At 50.7% G+C, this 24,256-nt stretch carries 15 protein-coding genes and 2 tRNA genes; 8 read left to right on the top strand and 9 right to left on the bottom strand.

The features are described 5' to 3' along the window. The first annotated feature begins 6 nt into the window (after positions 1 to 6). Positions 7 to 711 carry a (d)CMP kinase gene (cmk, locus tag DXA74_RS01705; protein ID WP_118525093.1) on the top strand — a complete coding sequence of 235 codons (705 nt, stop codon included), beginning with the start codon at positions 7 to 9 and terminating at the stop codon, positions 709 to 711. After that, entirely contained in the window at positions 708 to 1,577 is an 870-nt protein-coding gene (locus DXA74_RS01700; protein ID WP_118525092.1) for a 4-hydroxy-3-methylbut-2-enyl diphosphate reductase, read from the top strand. Before cmk ends, DXA74_RS01700 begins: the two co-directional genes overlap by 4 nt. 191 nt (positions 1,578 to 1,768) lie before the next feature. Here DXA74_RS01700 and DXA74_RS01695 read toward each other — a convergent pair whose 3' ends face one another. The 7 genes from DXA74_RS01695 to DXA74_RS01665 all read right to left on the bottom strand — a co-directional run bounded on the left by DXA74_RS01695 (position 1,769) and on the right by DXA74_RS01665 (position 16,217). Continuing rightward, complete coding sequence (locus tag DXA74_RS01695; protein WP_118525091.1) at positions 1,769 to 2,866, bottom strand: DUF1573 domain-containing protein; 1,098 nt, start codon at positions 2,864 to 2,866, stop codon at positions 1,769 to 1,771. Between the two features lie 68 nt (positions 2,867 to 2,934). Further along, positions 2,935 to 3,951 (bottom strand): DUF4837 family protein, encoded by a 1,017-nt coding sequence (locus DXA74_RS01690; protein WP_118525090.1) that lies wholly within the window; start codon positions 3,949 to 3,951, stop codon positions 2,935 to 2,937. A gap of 19 nt (positions 3,952 to 3,970) precedes the next feature. Beyond that, positions 3,971 to 5,029, bottom strand: coding sequence for an esterase-like activity of phytase family protein (locus DXA74_RS01685; RefSeq protein WP_118525089.1), 1,059 nt, complete (start codon positions 5,027 to 5,029; stop codon positions 3,971 to 3,973). Further along, positions 5,016 to 10,655, bottom strand: a complete 5,640-nt coding sequence (locus DXA74_RS01680; protein WP_118525088.1) for an MG2 domain-containing protein — start codon at positions 10,653 to 10,655, stop codon at positions 5,016 to 5,018. The genes DXA74_RS01685 and DXA74_RS01680 overlap by 14 nt, the downstream gene beginning before the upstream one ends. 497 nt (positions 10,656 to 11,152) lie before the next feature. Continuing rightward, entirely contained in the window at positions 11,153 to 13,396 is a 2,244-nt protein-coding gene (locus DXA74_RS01675; RefSeq protein ID WP_118525087.1) for an inorganic phosphate transporter, read from the bottom strand. A 314-nt stretch (positions 13,397 to 13,710) separates the two neighbouring features. After that, positions 13,711 to 15,171, bottom strand: a complete 1,461-nt coding sequence (locus DXA74_RS01670) for an aminoacyl-histidine dipeptidase (RefSeq protein WP_118525086.1) — start codon at positions 15,169 to 15,171, stop codon at positions 13,711 to 13,713. A gap of 35 nt (positions 15,172 to 15,206) precedes the next feature. Continuing rightward, positions 15,207 to 16,217 carry a lysylphosphatidylglycerol synthase transmembrane domain-containing protein gene (locus DXA74_RS01665; protein WP_233550408.1) on the bottom strand — a complete coding sequence of 337 codons (1,011 nt, stop codon included), beginning with the start codon at positions 16,215 to 16,217 and terminating at the stop codon, positions 15,207 to 15,209. Positions 16,218 to 16,354: 137 nt separating this feature from the next. Here DXA74_RS01665 and rsmA point away from each other — a divergent pair, with 137 nt between their 5' ends. From rsmA to DXA74_RS01650, 3 genes are all read left to right on the top strand, one after another. Beyond that, positions 16,355 to 17,179 (top strand): 16S rRNA (adenine(1518)-N(6)/adenine(1519)-N(6))-dimethyltransferase RsmA, encoded by an 825-nt coding sequence (gene rsmA / locus DXA74_RS01660; RefSeq protein WP_118525084.1) that lies wholly within the window; start codon positions 16,355 to 16,357, stop codon positions 17,177 to 17,179. Between the two features lie 169 nt (positions 17,180 to 17,348). Beyond that, positions 17,349 to 18,275 (top strand): magnesium transporter CorA family protein, encoded by a 927-nt coding sequence (locus DXA74_RS01655; protein WP_118525083.1) that lies wholly within the window; start codon positions 17,349 to 17,351, stop codon positions 18,273 to 18,275. A 105-nt stretch (positions 18,276 to 18,380) separates the two neighbouring features. Next, positions 18,381 to 20,177 (top strand): DUF349 domain-containing protein, encoded by a 1,797-nt coding sequence (locus DXA74_RS01650; protein WP_370448479.1) that lies wholly within the window; start codon positions 18,381 to 18,383, stop codon positions 20,175 to 20,177. 253 nt (positions 20,178 to 20,430) lie between these two features. Here the strand turns inward: DXA74_RS01650 and DXA74_RS01645 are convergent. Together DXA74_RS01645 and DXA74_RS01640 are read right to left on the bottom strand one after the other, a co-directional pair. Then, positions 20,431 to 20,501: transfer RNA gene (locus DXA74_RS01645), tRNA-Gln, on the bottom strand. A 29-nt stretch (positions 20,502 to 20,530) separates the two neighbouring features. Beyond that, positions 20,531 to 20,601: transfer RNA gene (locus tag DXA74_RS01640), tRNA-Gln, on the bottom strand. A 211-nt stretch (positions 20,602 to 20,812) separates the two neighbouring features. Between DXA74_RS01640 and rsfS the strand changes: the two genes are divergently transcribed. The 3 genes from rsfS to DXA74_RS01620 are packed head-to-tail and all read left to right on the top strand — an operon-like array spanning position 20,813 to position 24,187. Further along, positions 20,813 to 21,175: a ribosome silencing factor gene (gene rsfS / locus DXA74_RS01630; RefSeq protein WP_118525080.1), complete on the top strand. Its 363-nt coding sequence runs from the start codon at positions 20,813 to 20,815 to the stop codon at positions 21,173 to 21,175. A 46-nt stretch (positions 21,176 to 21,221) separates the two neighbouring features. Next, on the top strand, positions 21,222 to 23,276 hold the full coding sequence (gene ftsH / locus DXA74_RS01625) for an ATP-dependent zinc metalloprotease FtsH (protein WP_370448477.1): 2,055 nt from the start codon (positions 21,222 to 21,224) through the stop codon (positions 23,274 to 23,276). 56 nt (positions 23,277 to 23,332) lie between these two features. Further along, positions 23,333 to 24,187, top strand: a complete 855-nt coding sequence (locus DXA74_RS01620) for a phosphatidate cytidylyltransferase (protein WP_118525078.1) — start codon at positions 23,333 to 23,335, stop codon at positions 24,185 to 24,187. Positions 24,188 to 24,256: the final 69 nt, after the last annotated feature.

The following is a 24,256-nucleotide window of genomic DNA, read 5'->3' as shown; positions in this document are numbered from 1 at the left end:
CAAGCAATGAATCATTCTACAAAAAAAATAGTCATCGCCGTAGACGGTTTTTCATCCTGCGGCAAGAGCACTATGGCCAAGGATCTGGCCAAGGCCATCGGATATATTTACATTGACAGCGGAGCCATGTACCGCGCCGTCACGCTTTTTGCCCTGCGCCGCAACCTGTTTCTGGCCGACGGACAGGTAAACGAAGAGCAGCTGCGCGCCGAACTGCCGGAAATCCGCATCACTTTTGTCCTGAACCAGGAACAGCGCCCGGAGACTTACCTGAACGGCGAGAATGTGGAGAAAGAAATCCGCGGACTGGAAGTTTCCTCACGCGTAAGCCGCATTGCCGCACTCGACTTTGTGCGCGCCGAACTGGTACACCAGCAGCAGCTGATGGGTCAGGAAAAGGGCATCATCATGGATGGACGCGACATCGGTACCTGTGTGTTCCCGAACGCCGAACTCAAGATTTTTGTCACGGCATCGGCCGAAATCCGGGCACAGCGACGCTATGACGAGCTCACCGCCAAAGGAGAAAAGGTGAACTTCGAGGAGATATTGCACAATGTGCAGGAGCGCGACCGCATTGACATGACGCGCGCCGTGAGCCCGCTGCGCAAAGCCGATGATGCGCTGGAGCTGGACAACAGTCATCTGACTCCCGAGCAGCAGAAAGAATGGCTTCTGAAACAGTATAACCGTGTAATCGCTGCCCTATGATCATCGAAATCGATCAGGAATCCGGATTCTGCTTCGGGGTGACCCGCGCCATCCGCAAGGCGGAAGAGGAACTGCAAAAAGGCCAGACGCTGTATTGTCTGGGCGACATCGTGCACAACGGCAAGGAGTGCGACCGGCTGAAGAAGCTGGGTCTCATTACCATTGACCACGAGCAGTATGAACAGCTTCAAGGAGCAAAAGTCTTGTTGCGGGCTCATGGAGAGCCGCCGGGCACTTACCTCAAAGCGCGCGAAAACCAGATTGACATCATTGATGCCACCTGCCCCGTGGTGCTCCACTTGCAGGAACGCATCAAAAAGGAATACCAAAGCAACAACCCGCAGCGCCAGATCGTGATATTCGGCAAGAACGGTCACGCCGAGGTATTGGGTCTGGTGGGGCAGACCGAAGGCACAGCCATCGTGCTGGAAAGTCCTGAAGAGGTGACCAAGCTGGACTTTACCCGCGACATTTCCCTCTACTCGCAAACCACCAAGCCGCTGGACGGCTTCCGCAAGATTGTGGAATATATCGAAGCGCACATCGCCCCGCAGGCCACCTTCAAATACTACGACACCATCTGCCGTCAGGTGGCCAACCGCATGCCGAACATACGTAAATTTGCGGCGCGCCATGATGTCATCCTCTTTGTCTGCGGCAAGAAAAGCTCCAACGGCCGTGTTCTCTACAATGAGTGCTGTGCCGTAAATCCCAACACTCATCTCATTGATGCGGCACAGGAAATCGACATGGACTGGTTCCGGGACTGTGCTTCGGTGGGAATCTGCGGAGCCACTTCCACTCCCAAATGGCTGATGGAAGAATGCAAGAGCTACATCGAGTCGGCCTCGGCGCCACAGGACTGAAAACGTCCGTCCGGAACGTTCCTTTTTTTTCATCCCAATGAATTGAACCCATGATCGTGATGTTTTTTGAAAATCATCACGATGAATTTCAACAGGCATCCCAACCCGGTTTCCACGGGGAGGAATGCAGCATAAAAACGAGTGCGGCCCGTCAGCTGAAAACTGACGGGCCGCACTCGTTTTTATCGGTATCATTTCTTTTCTTCCTGCTTGATTTCCGTACGGATTTTCACCGGAATGGTCACCTTCGGACGGGCCGGATCGTTGGTAATAAGCAACACTCTCGGCTTGTTCTTTGCCTTGACCAGATATTTGTCCTGAATAGTAATCTTCAGTTTGGTCTTGCCGCCGGCCTCAATCTTCCGGTCGCCCAGACTCACATTGACAGCGCGGTTGAACACCTGGATGGTACGGATTTCGAGGGTGGACTTACCCTGATTCTCGATGGTAATCACACCGGTCTTTTTCTTGCGCCGGCCCATTTCGCCCAAATCCAGCGAGTCGGCCGAAAGCACCATCTTGGGAGCGCGCTCCAGATCGGCCTTAGTCAGTTTGGAGAAGTCGGGCAGCAACACTGCCGAAACCACGATTTCATTCTCCTCGCCAATCTGATCGCCCACCTTGCGGGCCAGATAAATATTCGTCTGGTTCAGTCCCAACTGCTGCAGATGCTCGCTGTCCAGGGTGAGCTGTATCTTTCCGATTCGTCCTCCGGACAGTTTCTCGGGCAAATAACGTGCTTCGAGATAAGGAGGCAGGTGCATGAGCTGCGGCACATAGCTGGTGCGCGACGTATTGACCACCGCGATTTCTACCATCGGACGGTCGCCCTTGTTCACATTGTCAAACTCAATGTTATTGGTATTCAGGCGCACATTTCCCAAATCAATAGGGAAAAGTCCTTCATAATTAGCCAGTTTGGAAACCACACGGCCCTGAATGTGCAGATAGAAAGGTTCCTCGGAAGCATTGGTGTAGACCTCCATGTCTTTCTGGAACACACCGAGCATCTGCGCATCGTAGACCACCTCAATCTTACCTTTCTCTCCGGGGGCAATGGGGGTTTTCGTCCAATCCACCGTCGTACAGCCGCAGGAAGGGTTGATGTCCGTAATCAGCAAGTCGGAAGTTCCGGTATTCTCTATCTGGAATTCGGCTTTTCCCGGCATCTGGAACATTATCTCTCCCATATTGGCCACATCGCGGTCCACTTTCAGGTCCGGCTGTGCCCAAAGTGTGCCTGCCACCAGACACGCCGCTCCCCACATATATATTCTTCTCAATATCATCTTTATTAGCTTATTTATGGCAAAGATAAAGATTTTGAAGCAGATTACAAGAAATACTTACCTTTTTCTCACTTCTTAATCTTCTCCAGCGTGCGCAGGGCCGCTTCCATGCGGCGCATCAGATTGCGCTTGTCCGTGCGCGGAGAATAGACAAATCCCTCGCACACGATGACCTTGTTCTCGGGGGTGTCGATCCGTGCCAAAGAGACAAACGGACCGCCGATTCCACCGTGGCGCAACTCCCAAAGGCCGCGCACCTCCCAAGCCTGACGGTTGCCGATGACGCGCTCCCGCATGCTCACAATGGGTCTGTCCTCCTCCCAGGTGGTCGTCATCCACTGGTCCGGACGGCTGCCGGGGATATTCTTTTTCAGGGCTGAATCGCGCTTGGCAATCCAATAGTTCACCTCCGAGAAATCGGCTGTCGGTTCATAGGGGAAGGTATACATCACCAGATTCAAATCCTTTTCGTTCAGATCCGTTGAAGCCCAAAGGAACTGTTCACGCTGCTTCATGGAGCGCATCTCGTCGGGCACACAAATGCGATAGCCGAAGGTTTTCCGGGCAGCCTGCTCGGTGTCGCGATGATAGCGTTGCTTCAGCCGCTCCGCTTCGAGATTGAGTTCGGACTCCACAAAATAATCCACAATCTCCTGACGGCGTTTCATCAGAATGTGTTCCAGACCGTTCAGATTGGGTGCCTTGAGCTCTACATAGACCTGCGGTCGGGCCTTTACGTTGTAGGCCACCGCCAGACGGGGCTTTTGGAGCGTGGAATCAATCTCTACAAACATGGTGTTGCGCATGGTGGTATACATCTGCACATAGTTTTCGGGAAATACACGGAGCATCTTGAACAGCGGTTCGTGTTGCGGCAGTCCGGGCACACTTCCCTTTAAGACTGCTTGCAGGGAATCGCCCAACGGGCTCTCCCACGCCGCACGGTCCACCACCAGCAATAGTTCATAGGGCACTCCCTTCGAAGCGGGCAGTTCGGCCTTTTTCTTTTCTTCGCGGCAGGCACTCAGCGCAAACAGAGCCAGCAGGAAAAAGGACAACAGACGTATGATTCTGACTTTTCTCATAATAGACGAGGATTAAGCGTTAATTTTTCGTTTGTGTTTTTGCGGGAAGCACCAGCACCCGCAGATAGTCTTTCAGATGAAACAGCCGGTTTCCGGCACCGCTCTGTGCATCGCAAAGCAGCAACACGGTCTGCCGCCCGTCGGCCAGACGGATGCCGGCAGCCATCCCTTCGAAATTGGCCAGCCGATAAGACAGAGGATTGAGACGGGTGCGGAAGGTAGCAACGGGAGTCTTGGCTACCGTTTTTCCTCCGGCCGTCCACAAGGCTTCGGGGTCTACCCGATAGACCGTGTGGTTCACCCAACTGCGCAGATAGTTCCTGCTGGCAAAAAACTCGCGTTCCAGCACCAGCAGACCATAACCGGGCAGGACAAGCAGTTCGGACACTCCGTAACAATAGGCGCGACCGGACGTCCGGGCACGGGGTACATCGGTGGGATAACGAGCCGCCAGACGTGCCGTACCGTCGTCGTTCAGGCAGAACACGGGCACGGATGCCGCCTCGCGCCGCAACGGACCGACCGGCAGCCCTTCGGCCCGCAGGACGTTTTCCGTACAGGTCCAGAAGCAGGAATGAGCCTCATCACGGGCCAGGGATTCAAATCCATAGTTGGCATGTATCTTTTCGGGGGCAGCCTCAACTGGCATCGGCCACCGGAAGTCTACGGGAGCTCCCGTCAGATCGTAGGCCAGAACCGTCTGTTTCTGCTCCGACATCAACAGCAGGCAGTTACGCTCCGGCCACCAGCTCACGGCTTCCAGGTCAAGGCGCGGCTCCGTCTTGCGGTCCTGCAAGGCCACCTGCCGCACTTCTTTCACCTGCATCACGCGCCCGGTCAGCGAATCCTGACGGATTTCCCACAGGCAGAATCCGTTCCGCTTGTCGTTGACCACGGCATAAAGCCCCTGCCCCACCGGAGTGATACCGCTGTAATCGCCCGCCGGAATGTTCCAACGGGCCAGATTGTAGGTTCCCGCCCACACGGTTCCGGCTGAGGACGCCCGGTGCGGCAGCAAGGCACCGCACCAGCAGAGCAGCCCCAACAGACTGTAATGTAAAATATTATTTCGCTTCATTTACTTTTATCTTTTTGCCCGGCAGATAGGTTCGGAACTCCGGAGCGTAATAACTCTGGAACTCGGCTCCTCCATGCAGATAGTTGCCGCTGAACTGCACCTTGTAGGGCACTTCCAGCACATAGTTTCCTTTCGGCAGATGGTCGAAATAGAGCAGCATGCCGTCCTCTTCCAAAGAAAGATAGTACCCCACACCCTGCACGGAACGGTAACCCGAGGTGAGCCATGCCGGACGGCAGCAGGCTGCCGACTTGAGGTGCAGCAGCATATAGTCATAGTCGCGGTCGGCCCGGATCATATACACGGCATTCAGGTCCTGACCCACCGTGAGGCTGTCGGGCATGCGACTGATCTCTACCGACAGGGCGCCCCACTCTTTCTGCTTCCGCATAATCTGGTCGGGCGACAGGTCATATTGCGTATAGGCAGTACCCCACGTCAGCCGGTCGTCCTGCTTCTTCACGGTCAGCGCATCCGGACAGCCGTTCTTTCCGTCCAGCGGCAACACATAACGCACCACGGGCAGTGCAGCCGGAGCCGCAGCCACACCCTGACGGACTGTGCCGGTATGCAGCCACAGCGAATCGCCGGCCGAGGCAGGAACAGCCTCAGCGGCATCGGCCAACAAGGCCTGTACGGCACAGGCGGACAGATAGTTGTTGTCCCATCCCTGAATGCGTTTTTGCAGCAGTACCCAGCGCAGCATACCCTGTGCCGGCTCTTTCTGCTCTGGTTGCAGGGTGCGGAACTGTTGCAGAGCAGCCAGATGGAGCAGAAGACGCTGCTCGCCGGCTGTTTCTCCGGCCAGAGTCGTATCAAAGTAACGGGCTCCCAAAGAATCGGTCACCAGATGCTCGGCCACGGAATTCAGGCAGGCCAGTGCCTCATCGCGATAACCGTAGGCATGAAGTGCACGGGCCGCAGAAATCTTGCGGGCATAAGGCAGCGTGCTGCTATGACGCGCCAAAGCCTCTACCGCCGACTTCACAGCCGGAAGTTTCCGGGCTTCATCGGCTCCCAGATGACAGGCAGCCAGCCAGAGAAAATCGGTCTCATCGGCGCTTCCTGCCATAGACAGCGGCTCCACGCCCACAGAACGCTCCTCGAATGTTTTCTGGAGATAGCGGAAGGCACGGTCGCGCAACAGCTGTTCCTTGCGGTTCAACTCCTCATCGGCCAGAGCGGCACTGTAAGGACGAAGGGTCTCCAGCAGGGACAGCACCCGCAGGGTTACCGAAGAACGGCCTCGCAATCCGGGCATCCAGGCAAACGAACCGTCGGTCTGCTGGCAGGCCAGAAGTCCGTCGAGCAGACGGCTTCGCTGTTCGGCTATCTTGGCGGGATCATTCTGGGCTGCATAAACGGCCGCCAGACGGTTGCCGCTTTCTTCATAAGAGCGGCTCCACGGAGTTTCTTCCCACAAACGCGGATTCAGACGGCGCACCCACTTCCACCACTCGTCTTCGTAGCGGAGATATTCCGGATCGTTCCAATGCTTCAGCCAGTCACCGATCTGAGGACGGGTCTTCAGCAAATGGGCCGAGCAGACTGTGGCATAATAACCGGCAACCAACTCCTCGGCACCACGGCTTTCGGTGTTCTGCAACAAAGGAAGCACCTGAACGGCTGCAAACAGCGGATTGGTGTTATACTCCAGGAACCAGGAAGAAGGTGACAGTCCCTGCCGGCGGTAAGCATCCTGCACCGGCAGACCGATCTGATGTACTCCGCTTCCCTCTACCACAAACGGACGGGCATAAGTGACCGGAACGGTGGCCGGAAGAACCTGAAGATACTGCTGCTCGCCATCGGAATGATGCTGTCCGTCGGCCAGAATGCGGCACACCAGAGTGCGGTTGCCCTGCTCGGGCACAAAATCAAAGGTATATTGTGCCGACTCTCCTCCGGCTATGCGGAACGGCTGTTCCTCACGGAAGACCATCGAATCGGTTTCTGCATCACGGATTTCCAGTGTCAGCGTTCCCCGGTCTGCCTCATCAGACAGATTGGTCAACGTGGTCTGTAAGCGGGCCTGATCTCCGACATTCAGATAAGCCGGACGGAACAGCTGCGCCATGAGTTGCTGTTGTGTCACAACGGTGGTATCAATGCGGCAGTAGGCCATATCCTTGGTATATCCCACTCCCAGCAGTCGCCAGCGGGTCAGAGCCTCGGGAACCGTAAACGACAAACTGACCTTTCCCTCCTTGTCCGTATTCAATTCGGCATTGAAATAGGCTGTTTCCTGCAAATTCTTCCGAATCACCGGATTTGTTTCCAGAGAAGGCGCAGCGGCCATATCCATAGATTCCTCAACTTCAGCCACGACAACCTCGTCCAGCATCTTCGGACTGTGCATCCGGTTGACCGAAACGCCGGCAGCGGACTGATACAGCAAAGGTGCTCCCTTGGTCTTTCCTCCGGACGGCATTCCTCCCAACAACTGGAGATTCAGTTCCGACCAGATCTCAGCCGGCTGCAGCTCATGCTTCCACGGGAAGGAGATGCCAAAACTGGTTACTGACAGGTAACGGCTGTTCCACGAAGGCATGGCCAGATAAGGTACCGACGGTGGGGAAAGTCTCCAGGAGTGTCTGCGGATAGCATCGAGCGAGGCATCATAGAGCGTAAAGAAGCAACGGGCCTCCACGGGGTTGCCCTTGGAATCGGTCAGCTGCAAGGTCCATTTCTCACGGGCACCCGGAGATAGCTTGTCGCGGAACGTATGCCATTTATAATGCAGGCGGGGCGTTTCGATGCGATGATTGATGCGGATATCACGGGTGTAGACCTTATTGTCCTTGACAAATGCCAGATGCAGACTGGCTCCATCGGCATAGTCAGACTGGTAAGGAAGCTGCAAGGTAAAGAGTGAATCGCTGAACTCCAGCACTTTGCGTTCCTGAATCTTTCCGTTATGACACAAGGTATAATATAAGGTTACCTCACGTTCCGATGAACCGACCTCGCAAACAAAAGGCTTGCTTTCCGTAAAATCGGGCTGCAATGTGCGGAACCAGAATACGGTATCCGCCGGAACACGGGTATCTTTCGGAGAATACACGATGACCGGACGGGAAGCTTTCAGCGTATCGTTTTCAACAACCGAAGTGGCTTTCAGAATATATCGTCCGGACGGAAGTCCCTGCAATCCCTCCAAGGCAAAATCTTTATTGGCTATATACTTGCCGGTGGCCTGAACCGGAGCACCGGAAGAAGCACCATCTGCCGGAACAAGTTGATAGAAGACAGTACCTTGCAGCAACTCGTTCCGGGTATTATTCAAATGGAAACAAACCTGTTCGACAGAGTCTCGGTTCAAAACCTCGGGTACTTCCAGAGAAAGCTTATTGCGGAGCGTCACCACCTGAAGAAAAGCTCTTTGTTCCGCCTGTTCGCCCGACGGATGCAGCGCCGTACAGCTCACGCTGGCCGGATAGGAATAATCCGGTTTGTCGGGATTCAGGGAAGCGCCCACGGGGAAAGAGAAACAGAAACGGCCGGTTGCATCGGTCTGAAGCGTATCGTTTACCGGACTTCTGTTTTCCCAGGAACTTGCAAAAATATTGCTTATCCGGAACTGAGCGGCCACACGGGCATAGGCGGCCGGTGCTCCGTTATAATTGCGCACGACACCCGAAACTTGCAGAGTATCTCCCCAGGCCTTTGGAGCCATATCGGTCTGATCCAGCACGATTTCAAAATGAGGACGTGCATATTCTTCCACGGAGAAGTTTTCGGAAACTTCGCCCACCCGGACCCGGTAACTGCCGTTTGCTCCCTGCTGGGGCAACTGATAATCCATACGCCAGGAGCCCCAGGCATCGGTCTGCACACTGTCACGGTAGACTTCCTTGCCGGAAACATCGTAAACGGACAACGGCAAACGGGTATCAGGCATCACCTGATAGGTCGTACTCTGACGCTTGCCCGCAACACCGGCCAAATGAACAGTCTGTCCCGGACGGTACAAAGAGCGGTCGGTATAGATTTCTCCCCAGGTTTCCGTGGTTTTCGGGGTGGCAAAGCGTTCTTTCCCCCTCGGGTCCAGCCAGATGGAATCACCTTGCCAGCAGGCATAGATCTTATATTGTTTAAAATCGGATATGTCCAAAGAGGCCCGTCCGTACGCATCGGTATAGGAGGTGATACGGAGCTGCCGGTCTTCCTCCAACGAAGGAGACATGACTTCTACCCGTGCCATCGGACGAGGGGCACCGCTGCGCGCATCGGTAACCAGCACATCAAGCATCCGGCCGTCCGGCTCCGCCAAAGAGAAAGCACGCAAAGTGGAAGACTGGAAGAAACGGCACTCCTCTTGTGTGCCCTCGGGAGAGCGGACCGTAAAATATAAGGCATAATAACCGATTTCGGGTACGGTCCAGGAAAGCGTATCACGCACATATTCATAAGGTGAAGGCTCTTCTTTCAAAACCAGCTTGCGTGTTTCCAGCAATTCTCCTTGCTTTTGCAGCATCTTTCCGACCTTTTCAAAAGGCTGACGGGTCAAAGTGTCCTGCAAACTTTGGGTAATCCGATAAATCCGGCACTCCACATCGCGGATATTGCGGTGTGCCAAAGTCCAGGAGATGGTATCACCGGGATAACCGGTCTCATCAACGACCCAACTCAGATAAGGCTGACTCAGGCTTTTCAACTCGTTCTTTAATGCAGAAATGCGTTTATAGCGCGGATAACGATCTAAGGCAGTCTGCAACAGGCGTACTTGCTCCGGAGTACTGAATCCCATCTGCGAAGCGCGCAGATAGGCTTCAGCCACAGAAGGGCGGTCGGCAAAACGCTGCATGATATCGGCATAAGCCCGATATTCCGCACTGGCGAAGAGCAAAGAATCGCGCTGCTCGGAAGATACGGCTCCCCAATTCTTCGGGGGCGTCATTTGAATAGAGTCCAGCAAGAAATATAATTCCGCATCCCGGTTTTTATGTTCCCGGTAAACAGACAATATCTTTCCGACCGACTCCTGTAACAGTGCCGGGTCCGCATTCAGGCTTTTCATGCCTGCCAGAGCACGGCACCCGATCAGATGGAGCAGGTCATGCCCGAACTGACGGTCGGTTTCTCCCGGAAGCACCAAAGGCATATAATCTTTCAAACGGACCTCACCCAATACCGAAACATCGGTCAGGGAGAGCGTATGGTAATAAAGCGCCCGTTTGCGATAATCCTCACGGCTCCAGTATTCTATCGGAAGACTGTCGCCCTCGGCCCAGGCACGCCATTGTCCACGGTACTGGTTATTCTGACAGACTTCCGCCGCAAAAGACGCATACACAGCCCGTTCGGCCGGCGTTTCTGCCTGAAGCACACGCCGTTCCAACTCTTGAAAATCAATATAAAAGCTGTCCGGAGAAATCTGTTGCCGGAAAGACGTTGCGGCCAGAAAGGCTGCCATCTCCTGATTCCGGTTATTCTCCCGCAAGGCTTTGACCTGAATCTTGTCCACAACCTTACCGGCAGAAGCCGAATAGCCCTGCTCCTGATAACGGAAAGCCTGCTTCCACAGCCTGTCGTAGCGGCGTGCCTCTACGGGCTGACACAAAAGGAATGACAGCAAAAGCGCTCCTGAACAAAAGCGCAGTCTGATATTTTTGTATGTTTTCATGGGCAAGAATTTTTATAATTACAAAAATACTCCTGAAAGAAACAAAGGTATCTTATTTTTTCTGCTAAATGCGGATTTTAATATTTTTTTATGAACAGGAAAAAGAAGGAGCCTACTTTAAAAAACAAAACCCAATGTAACTGTTTTTGATCTATCTGATAAGAGCCATACTTTCACCTTTTTCGGTTCTGTCTAAGAGAATGAATCTAAAATGATGAAAAACCGTTTCATGATTTACAGCACCGTAAGAAACCAAGAAGCAAGTTTCGAATACATCTGCATTACCAGCCCTAAGAAACATATAAACATGGGTCATGCAAACAAAAAACGTACACACCACATTTCTCCATTTGCCTATCAAACCACTCTTACATACAAGAAATAAAGGTGGTCCTTCAAGCAGATTCGCTTTGGACCACCTTTATTTCTTATGATAATCATTTCAACAACGGAACATCATAAGGCTAATTGCCCTCTCAGAATGTTCCTTTATCCAACTACTGAATAAACTTCTTATAAGCACGAAGATCGTGACGCAGACAGCTGATCAACTCCTGACTCTCCTGCAGGATATTCAAATAAACCAAGGCAACCTTGAGGTACTGGCTGTTTTCTGTCTGCAAGCGGTCAAACTGCTTTTTGCGGATTACGGAAAGCTTGTCTTTGTAATTCTCCGTTTCGAGCAGGAAAGCCTCAACAATCTCCAGGTTCTGCTCCTCGATGATAGCACCACCGCGGGCAATAAATTCCAGAACCTGCTGTTTTACCTGTTGCAATTCGGCAATGCACTCCTCGTTCAACGGATTGAAGTTATTGTCAACATGCTCCTGACACGGGTCGTTCATACGCTTCAAACAGTAAATCATCTGCTGGTCGCTGTTGGTACTCAAATGGAACCAGGTGTTCTTTTCCAAAGACAATTGTGTGTCGATTCTTCTCATACCAACCAGTTCTCTCTGACGCAGCTTCTTGATTATGCGCTTCTCCTGATCCAGTTTTCGGGATACCTTTCTCAAGGTTTTCAGGTTTTCGCCGGTGAATCCGTCAATCACACGTTCATAAGAGGTAGCCACAAAATCAAGCACTTCTTTCTGAGTGATGGATACATGTTTCTTGAGATAACCCCAGCACTCGGCCTTGTCGCGGGTTGCCATCATTTCTTGGAACACCACATCGCGTGCACCGCGTTCGTCCTTCTTTCCGGCACCGATGTTGTTCTTCAGCAATATATATATGGACAGGATAACAAAGGCAAACATCACAATCATACCACCATAATACATCAGGATGGTTACGAAAGCGCAGGAAATAAAGGCTACGGCTGCTGTCAGGAACCAACCACCAATCACATTGAGCACTCCGGTGATACGGAATACGGCACTCTCACGGCTCCAGGCTCTGTCGGCCAAAGAAGAACCCATGGCCACAATGAAGGTCACGTAAGTGGTTGACAAAGGTAATTTCAAGGAAGTACCCATGATAATCAGCAGACCGGCTACCACAAGATTAACCGAAGCACGTACCAGGTCAAAAGCGGCTCCATTCTCCAAAATGACTTCGTTCTTGTTAAAACGCTTGTCGCACCAGCTGCTCAATCCTTTCGGAGTGTAGTTGGAAAGGAACTCACCAATAGAGGTCGAACCGCGGACAATGCTACGGGCCACACGTGACGAACCGAACATTTCCTCACCCTCATCCTGACGAGACAGGTCAACCGAAGTTTTGATCACGTTGTGTGCTTTCTTTGAGAAAGCCAGAGCAAAGACCATGATGATACCGGCAATCAGAAGGAATACAAACGGAGTTTTGGCACTCTCGTTCAGAGAAGACATCATAAATGTGTCGGCGTTTCCGGCTCCGTTGGCCACAAAATCCTGAAAAGCGGAATAGGCAGCCAAAGGAACTCCGATAAAGTTCACCAAGTCATTGCCGGCAAAAGCCATAGCCAGGGCAAAAGTACCCATCAGGATGATAATCTTGAAGACATTAACCTTCAGGAAGTGCAGGATCTGCATCAGAATGGTAAATATAACCAGGCTGGCAATAAGGGCAGTAGAGATATTCTGATTGATGTATTCCAACCAGGGAGCACCTGCGAAAGCAGATCCCTTCAGACCTTTAACCAAAGTAAAATAAAGAATTGCCGTTACAGCTATACCGCCAAAAATACCGACGGTATAGTTCAGATTCTTGCGATAGTTGAAAGTAAAAATCAATCGGGATATCCACTGCACAATGACTCCGACCACAAAGGCGATAGCTACGGACAGGAAAATACCCAAAATCACGGAAAGTGCCTTTTCGGTGTTCATCAGTTCGGCAAATCCAAGGGTACCGGTTTCGTCGAAAGCAATCTTCAACAAAGCCAGAATAAAGGTACCTCCGAGGAGCTCAAACACCATGGATACGGTAGTTGATGTCGGCATTCCCAAAGAGTTAAAGATATCCAACAACACGACATCGGTCACCATGACTGCCAGGAAAATACACAGCAAATCATTGAAAGAGAACATCTGAGGCTGGAAAATACCGTGACGGGCGATGTCCATCATACCATTGCTGACTACAGCACCAATCAATACTCCGGCCGCTGCCACAATAAGAACGGTACGGAAGCGGGCCACTTTTGAACCGATTGCGGAGTTCAGAAAGTTCACCGCATCATTACTGACTCCGACTACCAGGTCGAAAATAGCCAGCACAAAAAGGAATAGAATTAATCCTAAATAAACTGTTTCCATAAAATATAATTGATTATTAATTTCAACTTTCAGCAAGCGCGAAAATAAAAATAGATTTTCAGTTTGACATTTCAATTGTGTTACAAAGGTGTTAAATCCGTTTTTTAGTATTATTTTTTGCCGGGAGTTCTACTGGTCATGCCGCATTTGTAACATCATCGTAACAACCGGGAACATTTCAGAAGCCTCTGTTTTGCCCTTGCCGGCGTAATTCCATTCCTGCTTTCTTTCGGTAAACAAACAGCCCCAAAGCACTGTCAGTACCTTGGGGCTGCTATCTTTTTATCCGCTTTTGCGGAAAATCATTTCCTTTTTTACTCTTTTACGGGAATCTGCTCCAGCAAGTGTTTCAGGAAAATCCAGAACTTCTCTACTGAAGGAATGTTACAACGCTCGTTTGGAGTATGCGGTGAACGGAGTGTCGGACCGAAGCTGATCAGTTCCATATTCGGATAAACCTGTCCGATGATACTGCACTCCAGACCGGCATGTACGACCTGCACAACCGGAGTCTCCTCAAATACTTTCTGATATACCTCTTTCATCACACTGGTGATCTGGGCATCGAAGTTTGGTTGCCATGCTCCGTAATGTCCGTCTGTTGTCACCTTCATACCGGCCATACCGAAGCAGCTTTCCATCATTGTGGTGATGTATTCCATCATACCTTCGTTTGAACTGCGGGCCAGAATCAGGATTTCGGCCTTGCCTTCACCGATCTTGATAATAGCCAGATTTGAAGAAGTCTCTACAATATGTGGAATAGACGGGATGTTTCTCAGCACTCCGTCGTGACATGCCAGAATTGCAGAAATCAGATTGTCCTGGATTTCCTCTGGAACCTCATGTGCCGGAAGTTCCACTTTCTCCACAGTCATCGTGATATCTTCCTCTACGCCCTGATATTCTGCCTGGAACAGACGCTCGCAGTAGGCTACCAGATCTGTCAGGTCGTCCAGATTCTCAGCCGGAATGGTCAGCACCACTTCACACTCGCGTGGAATGGCATTGCGCATGTTGCCACCAATCCATGAAGCCAGACGTGCGTCGTCATCGGCAATGGCCTGCTTTACGAAGCGCGCCATCAGCTTATTGGCATTTCCGCGTCCCTGGTTGATTTCCAGTCCGGAGTGACCGCCGCGCAGTCCCTTGAGCGATACCTTCACGGCAATATCCTCTGTATCTGTTTCTGCGGCATTGTATTGCAGCTGGGCAGTGATATTCACGCCACCGGCACTTCCTACCACAAATTCGCCCATAGTCTCGTTATCAATGTTCAGCAGGATGTCGCCGCTCAGCACATCATTTGCCAGATGGTTCACACCATACATGCAAGTTTCTTCGTCGGCAGTAATCAAGGCTTCCATCGGGCCATGCTTCAAATCCTCGTCCTCGAAGGCAGCCATAATCGCAGCCACGCCGATACCGTCGTCGGCTCCCAGAGTAGTACCCTTGGCACGTACCCATTCTCCGTCTACGTAAGTCTGAATCGGATCGTTTTCAAAATCGTGAACCGTGGTTTCCAGTTTCTGCGGCACCATATCCATGTGGGCCTGCAACACCACTTTCTTTCTGTTCTCCATACCCGGAGTGGCCGGTTTCTTGAAAACGATATTCTCACCACCGTCCTTAAATGCCTCTATATGATGCTCTGCAGCCCAGTCCAACAAAAAGGCCTGCACCTTTGCGAGATGTCCGGATGGACGTGGAACCTGAGTCAAAGCATAGAAATTCTTCCAAACAATTTGTGGATTTAGATTCTTGATTTCGCACATAGTTTTATTCGTTATTAGGGTTTAACAAAAATCATTTATGGATGGGACACGGCCTGTCTCGGTATCCTGCGGATGAACTGCAGGCGCACAATGGCATAAAGTCCCAGCACCAGCACCAGCAGTGTCTGCAAGGTATGCACGGTGAGTACAAACATCACTCCGTCTTGTGCCTGAACGCCATAGAGCAGCAACACGGTCTTTACAGCGAAATGCCACGGTCCGGCTCCGTTTGGTGTAGGCACCAGCACGGCAAAGCATCCTACGACAAAGGCCACCAGAGCGGCCGACATTCCCAAAGATGAGGTAGACTCAAAGCAAAAGAACGTGAAATAGAAATGCAGATAATAAGAAAGCCAGATGCCTATCGTATAAAATAGGAATAAAGGCACGCTTTTGATTTTGCGCAAGGAAATCAGTCCGTCGCGCAGATCGACAAACACATTCCGTGTTTTCTTAAACACCGACAGCCGCTTAACGAGCCATGCCAGCAACAGAATAAAAGCCAGCACGCACACGATGGTCACAATATATCCCGTGAGCGAAAAGCCTTGCAGCACACCGACCACACTCACCCCCGTCTGCCGGAAGAAGGTGACAAAGACAGGCATTTGAAACAGAATGGTAAAACCGGCGAGCAGCACCACAAACACGGAATCCACGATACGCTCCGTCACCACTGTGCCCAGAGATTTGGAAAAGGAAGTACCGTCGTAGCGGCTCAACACGCCGCAGCGCAACACCTCGCCGATGCGGGGGATAACCAGGCTGGCGGCATAAGAGAGATAGACAGAATTGATACAAACCGTGGTGCGGGGATGCTCCTGCACCGGCTCCAGCGCCTGTTTCCAGCGCAAGGCACGGAACACCTGTGCCGTCACTCCGAAAGGCATGGACAGGAGCATCCATGTCCAGTCTGTGTGATAAGTCAAGGCCTCAAAAAACTCATCCCAGTCAAAACCGCGGTACATCCACCATAAAATCAGTCCCGACAGAACCAGTGGGCCTACCACTTGAAATGCATAGTTTATGATCTTATTGTCTTTCAATGTAGTTTTCTTATTAATATTACTTAATATCCCCGAGATATTCATAAGCCACTGCAAAAATAAAGGCTTTGCGCTTGTTCTTTTTGCAGGGGATTATACTATCTTTGCATACACAAAAGTAGTATAAAAAAGCAACAATGAAGTCTGTAAAACCTAAAAAATTTTTGGGCCAACACTTTTTAAAGGATTTGAAAATAGCCCAGGACATTGCCGATACAGTAGACGCATGCCCCAATATTCCCGTTCTCGAGGTGGGTCCGGGTATGGGTGTCATGACTCAGTTTCTTATTCAGAAGGACCGTCCGGTCAAGGTGGTGGAAATTGATTATGAATCCGTTGCCTATCTGAAAGAGGCCTTTCCGGCTCTTCAGGGCAATATACTGGAGCAGGATTTTCTGAAAATGGACCTTCGGGAAGTGTTCGGAGGCTCTTCATTTGTACTTACAGGAAATTATCCCTACAATATCTCGAGTCAGATTTTCTTCAAGATGCTCGACTACAAGGAGCTGATACCCTGCTGCACCGGTATGATTCAGAAAGAGGTGGCCGAACGCATTGCCGCCGGTCCCGGAAGCAAGACTTACGGCATTCTGAGCGTACTGATCCAGGCCTGGTATCATGTGGACTATCTGTTTACCGTGCATGAACATGTCTTCAATCCCCCTCCCAAGGTGAAGAGTGCCGTCATCCGGATGACACGAAATGCCACCGAATCATTGGGCTGCGACGAAGCCTTGTTCAAGAAAATCGTAAAGACCTGCTTCAACCAGCGCCGAAAGACCTTGCGCAACTCCATCAAGCCTCTGTTTGCCGAGGCCGACCAGCGCAGGCAGCAAAAAGGCGAGGCCGTAAAAGACCACAGCGTCTTTTTACAGAATGAAATCTTCAACAAGCGTCCGGAACAGCTTTCCGTGACCGATTTCATTGCCTTGACCAATGCTGTGACCCAAGAATTGTCTTGATAAATTGAGCCTGTTTCTTTAGGATATAAGGAATCTTTTTGTATTTTTGCAAACGGAAAATTCTGGGTCATAACTTATGGACGATTATTACGCGACTTTTTTAAACATTTAGACCTATCGGAGTGCACTTCTGGACTCCGATAAGAAACTTTTTATTGGAGGAAGATGCATGCGAACATACTGGAATACGGCCAACGGCCTGAGAACGATGGAAAACTGGGAGCCTAACTGTTGGGTTCAAGTAACCTGCCCGACGCAGGATGATCTTGACTTTCTGGAAAAGGACCTGAAGATTCCGGATTATTTCCTGATGGACATCGCCGATACCGACGAGCGCGCCCGTTACGAATTTGATGAGGGCTGGATTCTTATTATTTTACGAATCCCTTATGTCAAGGAAGTACGCTCCCGAACCCCATATACCACCATCCCCCTGGGTATTATCATGAACAAGGAAGTGTGTATCACGGTTTGTAATTTTGAAACAAACATGATGATCGACTTCGTGAGCTACCAGCAAAAGCGCGGTGTCGGCTTTACCGACTCCGTAGACCTGGTGTTCCGTCTTTTCCTGTCTTCGGCAGTGTGGTATCTGAAACGGCTGAAGCAGATCAACACGCTTATTGAAAAAGCCAAACAGAATCTGGACCGCAATGTGGACAATGCCGACCTGATCAACCTTTCGCGTCTTCAGGACAGCCTGACCTATTTCATTACCTCCATCAGAGGTAACGAAACCCTGTTGTCGAAACTGAAATTCAAACTCCCCATCGACGAGCTGGACGCCGACCTGATTGAAGACGTCAATATCGAGATGAGTCAGGCGCGCGAAACCACTTCCATCTATGCCAACATCCTGGATTCCACGATGGATACCTATGCCAACCTGATTAACAACAACATGAGCAGCGTCATGAAGATGCTTACCTCTATTTCCATCATCCTGATGTTCCCGACCCTGGTAGCCAGCTTGTTTGGAATGAACCTGGTAAACGGCATGGAGCAGTCGCCTTGGGGATTTCCGTTGGCCATCGGCATCACGGTCATCGTGACAGCCTTGTTTATGTGGTTCTTCAGAAGAAAAACATGGATTTAAAGAGAAAAAAACAGAAAAATCTTAGGACTTAATTTCTTTTTTGTTTTAATTTGTAAAAAATATAGAGACTGAAAACCGAATCAGATACTAAAAGCAAGTAAAATGATGGACTCTCAAGAAACAACTTCCCTGGAAGGATTAGACAACGCATGTATTTCTGCCAAAGACGAAGCAGGAACAGAAACAGTGAAAAACGTCGTGCTGCAATCTAAAGGAGAAATATTGGAATACATAAAGAAACTGGCGCAAAGCAGTGACATCCCCGGCAAACAGGAACTGGACAGCCTCAAACAGAACTTCTACCGCATTCATAAGGCAGAGCTCAACGAAAAGAAGGCCGCTTTTGTAGAAGCCGGAGGAAACCCCGACGAATTTGTTCCGGAAGTGGATGCCGACGAGCAGACTTTCAAGGAGTGGATGCGCATCATCAAGGAAAAGCGTGCCGAGATCATGGCCGAGCAGGAACGCATCAAATCAGAAAATCTGCAGAAGAAATTCGATATCCTGGACAAGATCAAAGCCATGATTTCTTCGCCGGAAGAGGCCAACCAGCACTATAACGAGTTCAAGGAACTGCAAAACGAATGGAAAACCATCACCAATGTGCCGGCCGACAAGGTGAACGAACTTTGGAAAAACTATCAGTTATATACCGAGCAGTTCTACGACCTGCTCAAACTGAATCACGAATTCAGAGAATATGATTTCAAGAAGAATCTCGAAATCAAGACACGCTTGTGCGAGACTGCCGAGAAGCTGGCCGAGGAAGACGATGTGATTTCTGCCTTCCAACAGTTGCAGGCCCTGCATCAGGAATATAAGGAAACCGGTCCGGTTGCCAAGGAACTGCGCGAGGAAATCTGGAACCGCTTCAAGAACGCTTCAACCATTATCAACAAAAGACATCAACAGCATTTTGAGGATCTGAAGCAGAAAGAAGAAGAGAACCTGGCCAAGAAGACCGAACTGTGTGTCAAGATTGAAGAAATCGACCTGTCGAACCTGAAGACCTTTGCCGACTGGGAACAGGCTACTCAGGACATCATCAAGATACAGGCCGAATGGAAGGAAATCGGCTTCGCTCCGCAGAAGATGAATGTAAAAATCTTCGAGCGCTTCAGAGCTGCCTGCGACCGTTTCTTCGAACAGAAAGCCGCATTCTTCAAATATCTGAAAGAAAGCCAGAACAAGAATCTGGAACTGAAGAAGCAGTTGTGCGAAAAGGCTGAATCCTTAAAGGACAGCACCGACTGGAAGGCTACCGGCGATATTCTGACCAAGCTGCAGAAGGAGTGGAAAACCATCGGACCGGTACCTAAGAAGTACTCTGAGTCTTTGTGGAAACGCTTCATCGGTGCCTGCGACTATTTCTTCGAGCAGAAGGGCAAGGCTACTTCGTCTGTACAGAGCCAGGAAAATGAAAATCTGGAAAAGAAGAAGAGCATTATCGAACAGCTCAAGAACATTGCGGTAGAGGAAATCGACTCTTGCGCCGACACAGTACGCAAACTGGCCAAAGAGTGGAACGAAACCGGTCATGTGCCTTTCAAGGAAAAGGACAAGATCTATGCCGAATACCGCGAGCTGGCCGACAAACTGTTTGAAGCCATCAACAAGAGCAACGCCAAGCGCAGAATCAATAACTTCAGAAGCAACCTGAAGTCTTCTGCCGAGAAGGGCGGCAACACGCTGAACCGTGAACGCGACCGACTGATGCGTGCCTATGAGAATATGAAGAATGAAATCAAGACCTATGAGAACAATCTGGGCTTCCTTTCCTTCAATTCTAAAAAGGGCAACAGTCTGGTGAACGAGCTGAACAAGAAAGTGGAGAAACTGAAAGAAGAACTCGCTATTCTGAAAGAGAAGATCAAAGCCATCGACGAGGAAAAGAGCAAATAAGAATATAGCTTGATATTTCAGGAATAGGCTGCGCCGTCAGGGTGCAGCCTATTTTTGTATCTGCCGCGCCGAAATGACGCGAAAAAACCATCCTGATGATTTTTTCAAATCATCAAAATGAAATGATGCATTCATCGAAATGAATTATTAAAGAGCCGGAAAGCAAAAAGAATATGGGGCAGGCTCCCACCCGACAGCGGAAGCGCAGAAAGGAACAAAAACAAAAAAAGATCGCCGGAGCGATCTTCTTCTGTTGGGCTACCTGGATTCGAACCAAGAAAAACAGGACCAGAATCTGTTGTGTTACCATTACACCATAGCCCAAGAAAATAATAAATAATAGTAGAAAAAAGTTGGGCTACCTGGATTCGAACCAAGAAAAACAGGACCAGAATCTGTTGTGTTACCATTACACCATAGCCCATTATCTGTTTCTGGATGCAAAGGTACTACTATTTTTTGTAACTGCAAATTTTTGGGCAACTTTTTTCCAACTTTTTTTTCAGAGAAGCGATATTCATGATTTTTTTTTGCAAAAAAATCCAAAAGTGGAGATATTTTGGCGTGAATATATAGCCTAATGTGAGTTTATCTAGTATCTTTGTCGCGTTCTATTTTATAAATAGGTAAATAACATGTATAGATCACAAAACATTTTAGTAGACAAAATCATTGAAGGAATACAAGAGAAGAAAGGATATGACATCGCTGTAGTCAATCTGGAGAACATAGAAGAAACAATCTGCAATTATTTTATCATCTGTCAGGGTAACTCTCCGTCGCATGTAACCGCCATCACCGAATCTGTGGCAAAATTTGCCCGCGAGCAGGCCGGTGCCAAACCGTCGGCCGTGGACGGACTGCGCAATGCCCAGTGGGTGGCGATGGACTATACCGACGTTATCGTGCATATCTTTACTCCCGACGCACACGAGTTCTATGATCTGGAAAATCTGTGGACCGATGCCGACATCACAAAAATAGAAGACATTCAATAAAAAAAACACATTCACGTTTATGAAAGAAGACAACAAGAAAAGAAACATGCCCCGGTTCAACATCGGTTGGATCTACGGCATTATCATACTCATTCTGGCTTACCTGTTCATTATGGGTAATGACAGCAGCGCCTCGAAAAATGCCACGTACACCGAATTCAAGGAATACGTTACCCGCGGCTATGCCTCAAAAATCATCGCCAACAAGGACGAAGGAGTGCTGCGCATGTATGTGAAACCGGAATTCATCCGCGATATTTTCAAGACCGGTGTCAAGCAAACCGGCAAGAATCCTTATCTGGACATCACCTACCCTTCGGATGACAAACTGGAGGAATTTATCGACCAGCAGCAGCAAAGCGGACACTTCACCGGAAAGCTGGCCTACGAACACTCCAGCGGCTGGGTAGGAAGCCTGCTCTTCAATCTGCTGCCGTTTGTTCTGATCTTCGGCGTGTGGTTCCTGCTGATGCGCCGTTTGGGCGGAGGAGCAGGCAGTGGCGCCGGCAACGTGTTCAACGTAGGAAAGAGCAAAGCCAAACTGGTAGAGAAAGGCGAAGGCACACGCGTCACCTTCAAGGATGTGGCCGGACAGGCCAGCGCCAAGCAGGAGGTGCAGGAAATCGTGGAATTCCTGAAGAATCCGGGCAAGTTTACCGAGTTGGGTGGTAAGATTCCTAAGGGTGCCCTGCTCGTAGGCCCTCCGGGAACGGGTAAGACCCTTTTGGCCAAGGCTGTGGCCGGCGAGGCAGACGTACCGTTCTTCTCCATGTCGGGTTCCGACTTCGTGGAAATGTTCGTGGGTGTAGGTGCCAGTCGTGTGCGCGACCTGTTCCGACAGGCCAAGGAAAAATCGCCGTGTATCATCTTCATCGACGAGATCGACGCCGTGGGTAGAGCCCGCGGAAAGAATCCGGCCATGGGCGGTAACGACGAACGCGAAAACACCCTGAACCAGTTGCTCACCGAAATGGACGGTTTCGGAACCAACAGCGGTGTGATCATCCTGGCGGCCACCAACCGTGTGGATATTCTGGACAAGGCCCTGCTGCGTGCCGGACGATTCGACCGTCAGATTCACGTGGACCTGCCGGATCTGAACGAACGTAAGGAAGTATTCCAGGTACACCTCAAACCGGTCAAGATTGACGACACCGTGGATATCGACCTGCTGGCCCGCCAGACTCCGGGATTCTCGGGTGCCGACATCGCCAACGTATGTAACGAAGCAGCGCTGATCGCTGCACGCCATAACAAGAAATCTGTCAGCAAGGACGACTTCCTGAGCGCCGTGGACCGTATCATCGGCGGTCTGGAAAAGAAGACCAAGGTGATGACCAACGACGAGAAGCGCACCATCGCCCTGCATGAGGCAGGACACGCCACCATCTCCTGGTTCCTGCAATATGCCAATCCGCTGATCAAGGTGACCATCGTGCCGCGCGGACGCGCACTGGGCGCTGCCTGGTATCTGCCGGAAGAAAGACAGATTACTACCAAGGAACAGATGCTGGACGAGATGTGTGCCACTCTGGGCGGACGTGCCGCCGAGGAAGTTTTCGTGGGCCACATTTCTTCTGGAGCCCTGAACGACCTGGAGCGTGTCACCAAACAGGCTTACGGCATGATTGCTTATATGGGTATGAGCGACCGCCTGCCGAACTTGTGTTATTACAGCAATGACGAGTACAGCTTCAGCAAACCGTATTCCGACAAGACGGCCCAGCTGATCGACGAAGAGGTGAAGAACATGATTGCCGAGCAATATGAGCGCGCCAAGAACCTGTTGCTGGAACACAAGGAAGGACATGCACAGCTGGCTCAGCTGCTGGTAGAGAAAGAGGTGATCTTTGCCGAGGATGTGGAAAAGATCTTCGGAAAACGCCCGTGGACCAGCCGCACCGAAGAGCTGCTCACCCTGAATGCCGAACAGGAGCAGCAGGAGGCAGCAAAGGCTTCGGAAAGCGACAGCCCTGCAACGGAAACGGCAGAGGAACCTAAAGCCCTGCCCGCCGACACTGCGGAGCCTGCTGTTTCCGAAACACCGAAAACAGATAACGGTACAGAGGCAGAATCAACAGAAAACAAAGACAACCAATAAAAGGTTACAGCTCCACGCCGCCTGCGGGTGACGTGGAGCATAAAATTTAAACCATCATGACGGATAAAATAAAAAATCTAATATTGCGCACACTGACGGGCATCATCTTCGTGGCCGTTATTATCGGCGGCTTCCTCTACGGACCGCTCACATTCTGCCTGCTCTTTTGCATCATCACGGCTCTTTCTGTATGGGAATATACGCATATTGTGAATAAGCAGGAAAACGTAACCGTAAATGCTTTCATCAGTACTGCCGCCGCAGCTTATCTGTTTCTGGCCTTCTTCGGCTATTGCAGTAACATCACTCCACCGGCTGTATTCATCCCCTATCTGCTTTCCATCATTTATCTGCTCATCAGCGAGCTTTATCTCAAACGGAAATCGCCGATCAATAACTGGGCGTTCACCATGCTGGGACAGATGTATGTGGCGCTGCCTTTTGCCTTGTTGAGTGTGCTGGCCTTCACCACCCGCCCGGACATGCTGGCCACAGAAAGCATCACTTACAACGGATTCATTCCGCTGTCGGTTTTCATTTTCTTGTGGATGAGCGACACCGGTGCCTACTGCTTCGGCTCTCTGCTGGGCAAAAACAAACTGTTCCCCAGCATCTCTCCCAAAAAGTCCTGGGAGGGTTTCTTCGGAGGACTGGTCGTGGCTGTTGGCTGTTCGCAGCTGTTGGCCATGGACACCACACTGAACCGCTGGGAATGGTTGGGTCTGTCACTCGTGGTGGTATTCTTCGGCACTTGGGGTGATCTGGTGGAGAGTCTGCTGAAAAGACAGCTGGGCATCAAGGACAGCGGCAATATCCTGCCGGGACATGGAGGTATGCTGGACCGCTTTGACAGTTCTCTGCTGGCCATTCCGGCTGCGGTGATCTACCTCTACACCATCACCTTATTCTAAGAAAGGTATTAAAGTAAGGAGCTCTGCTCCCGAACCAAAGATTCCCGCTACATGGGGAATCGGAATAAA

Origin of the sequence: Bacteroides sp. OF04-15BH (assembly GCF_003477995.1) — a bacterium.
Lineage (GTDB): Bacteria > Bacteroidota > Bacteroidia > Bacteroidales > Bacteroidaceae > Paraprevotella.
This window is presented reverse-complemented; position numbering and strand designations above follow the sequence as displayed.

What these genes read in the sequence shown, in the direction of transcription:
- DXA74_RS01620 (WP_118525078.1), top strand. Translation starts at nt 23,333, where the DNA reads ATGACGGATAAAATAAAAAATCTAATATTGCGCACACTGACGGGCATC.
- DXA74_RS01650 (WP_370448479.1), top strand. Translation starts at nt 18,381, where the DNA reads ATGGACTCTCAAGAAACAACTTCCCTGGAAGGATTAGACAACGCATGT.
- rsfS (WP_118525080.1), top strand. Translation starts at nt 20,813, where the DNA reads ATGTATAGATCACAAAACATTTTAGTAGACAAAATCATTGAAGGAATA.
- DXA74_RS01670 (WP_118525086.1), bottom strand. Translation starts at nt 15,171, where the DNA reads ATGTGCGAAATCAAGAATCTAAATCCACAAATTGTTTGGAAGAATTTC.
- ftsH (WP_370448477.1), top strand. Translation starts at nt 21,222, where the DNA reads ATGCCCCGGTTCAACATCGGTTGGATCTACGGCATTATCATACTCATT.
- rsmA (WP_118525084.1), top strand. Translation starts at nt 16,355, where the DNA reads ATGAAGTCTGTAAAACCTAAAAAATTTTTGGGCCAACACTTTTTAAAG.
- DXA74_RS01680 (WP_118525088.1), bottom strand. Translation starts at nt 10,655, where the DNA reads ATGAAAACATACAAAAATATCAGACTGCGCTTTTGTTCAGGAGCGCTT.
- cmk (WP_118525093.1), top strand. Translation starts at nt 7, where the DNA reads ATGAATCATTCTACAAAAAAAATAGTCATCGCCGTAGACGGTTTTTCA.
- DXA74_RS01675 (WP_118525087.1), bottom strand. Translation starts at nt 13,396, where the DNA reads ATGGAAACAGTTTATTTAGGATTAATTCTATTCCTTTTTGTGCTGGCT.
- DXA74_RS01685 (WP_118525089.1), bottom strand. Translation starts at nt 5,029, where the DNA reads ATGAAGCGAAATAATATTTTACATTACAGTCTGTTGGGGCTGCTCTGC.
- DXA74_RS01655 (WP_118525083.1), top strand. Translation starts at nt 17,349, where the DNA reads ATGCGAACATACTGGAATACGGCCAACGGCCTGAGAACGATGGAAAAC.
- DXA74_RS01690 (WP_118525090.1), bottom strand. Translation starts at nt 3,951, where the DNA reads ATGAGAAAAGTCAGAATCATACGTCTGTTGTCCTTTTTCCTGCTGGCT.
- DXA74_RS01700 (WP_118525092.1), top strand. Translation starts at nt 708, where the DNA reads ATGATCATCGAAATCGATCAGGAATCCGGATTCTGCTTCGGGGTGACC.
- DXA74_RS01695 (WP_118525091.1), bottom strand. Translation starts at nt 2,866, where the DNA reads ATGATATTGAGAAGAATATATATGTGGGGAGCGGCGTGTCTGGTGGCA.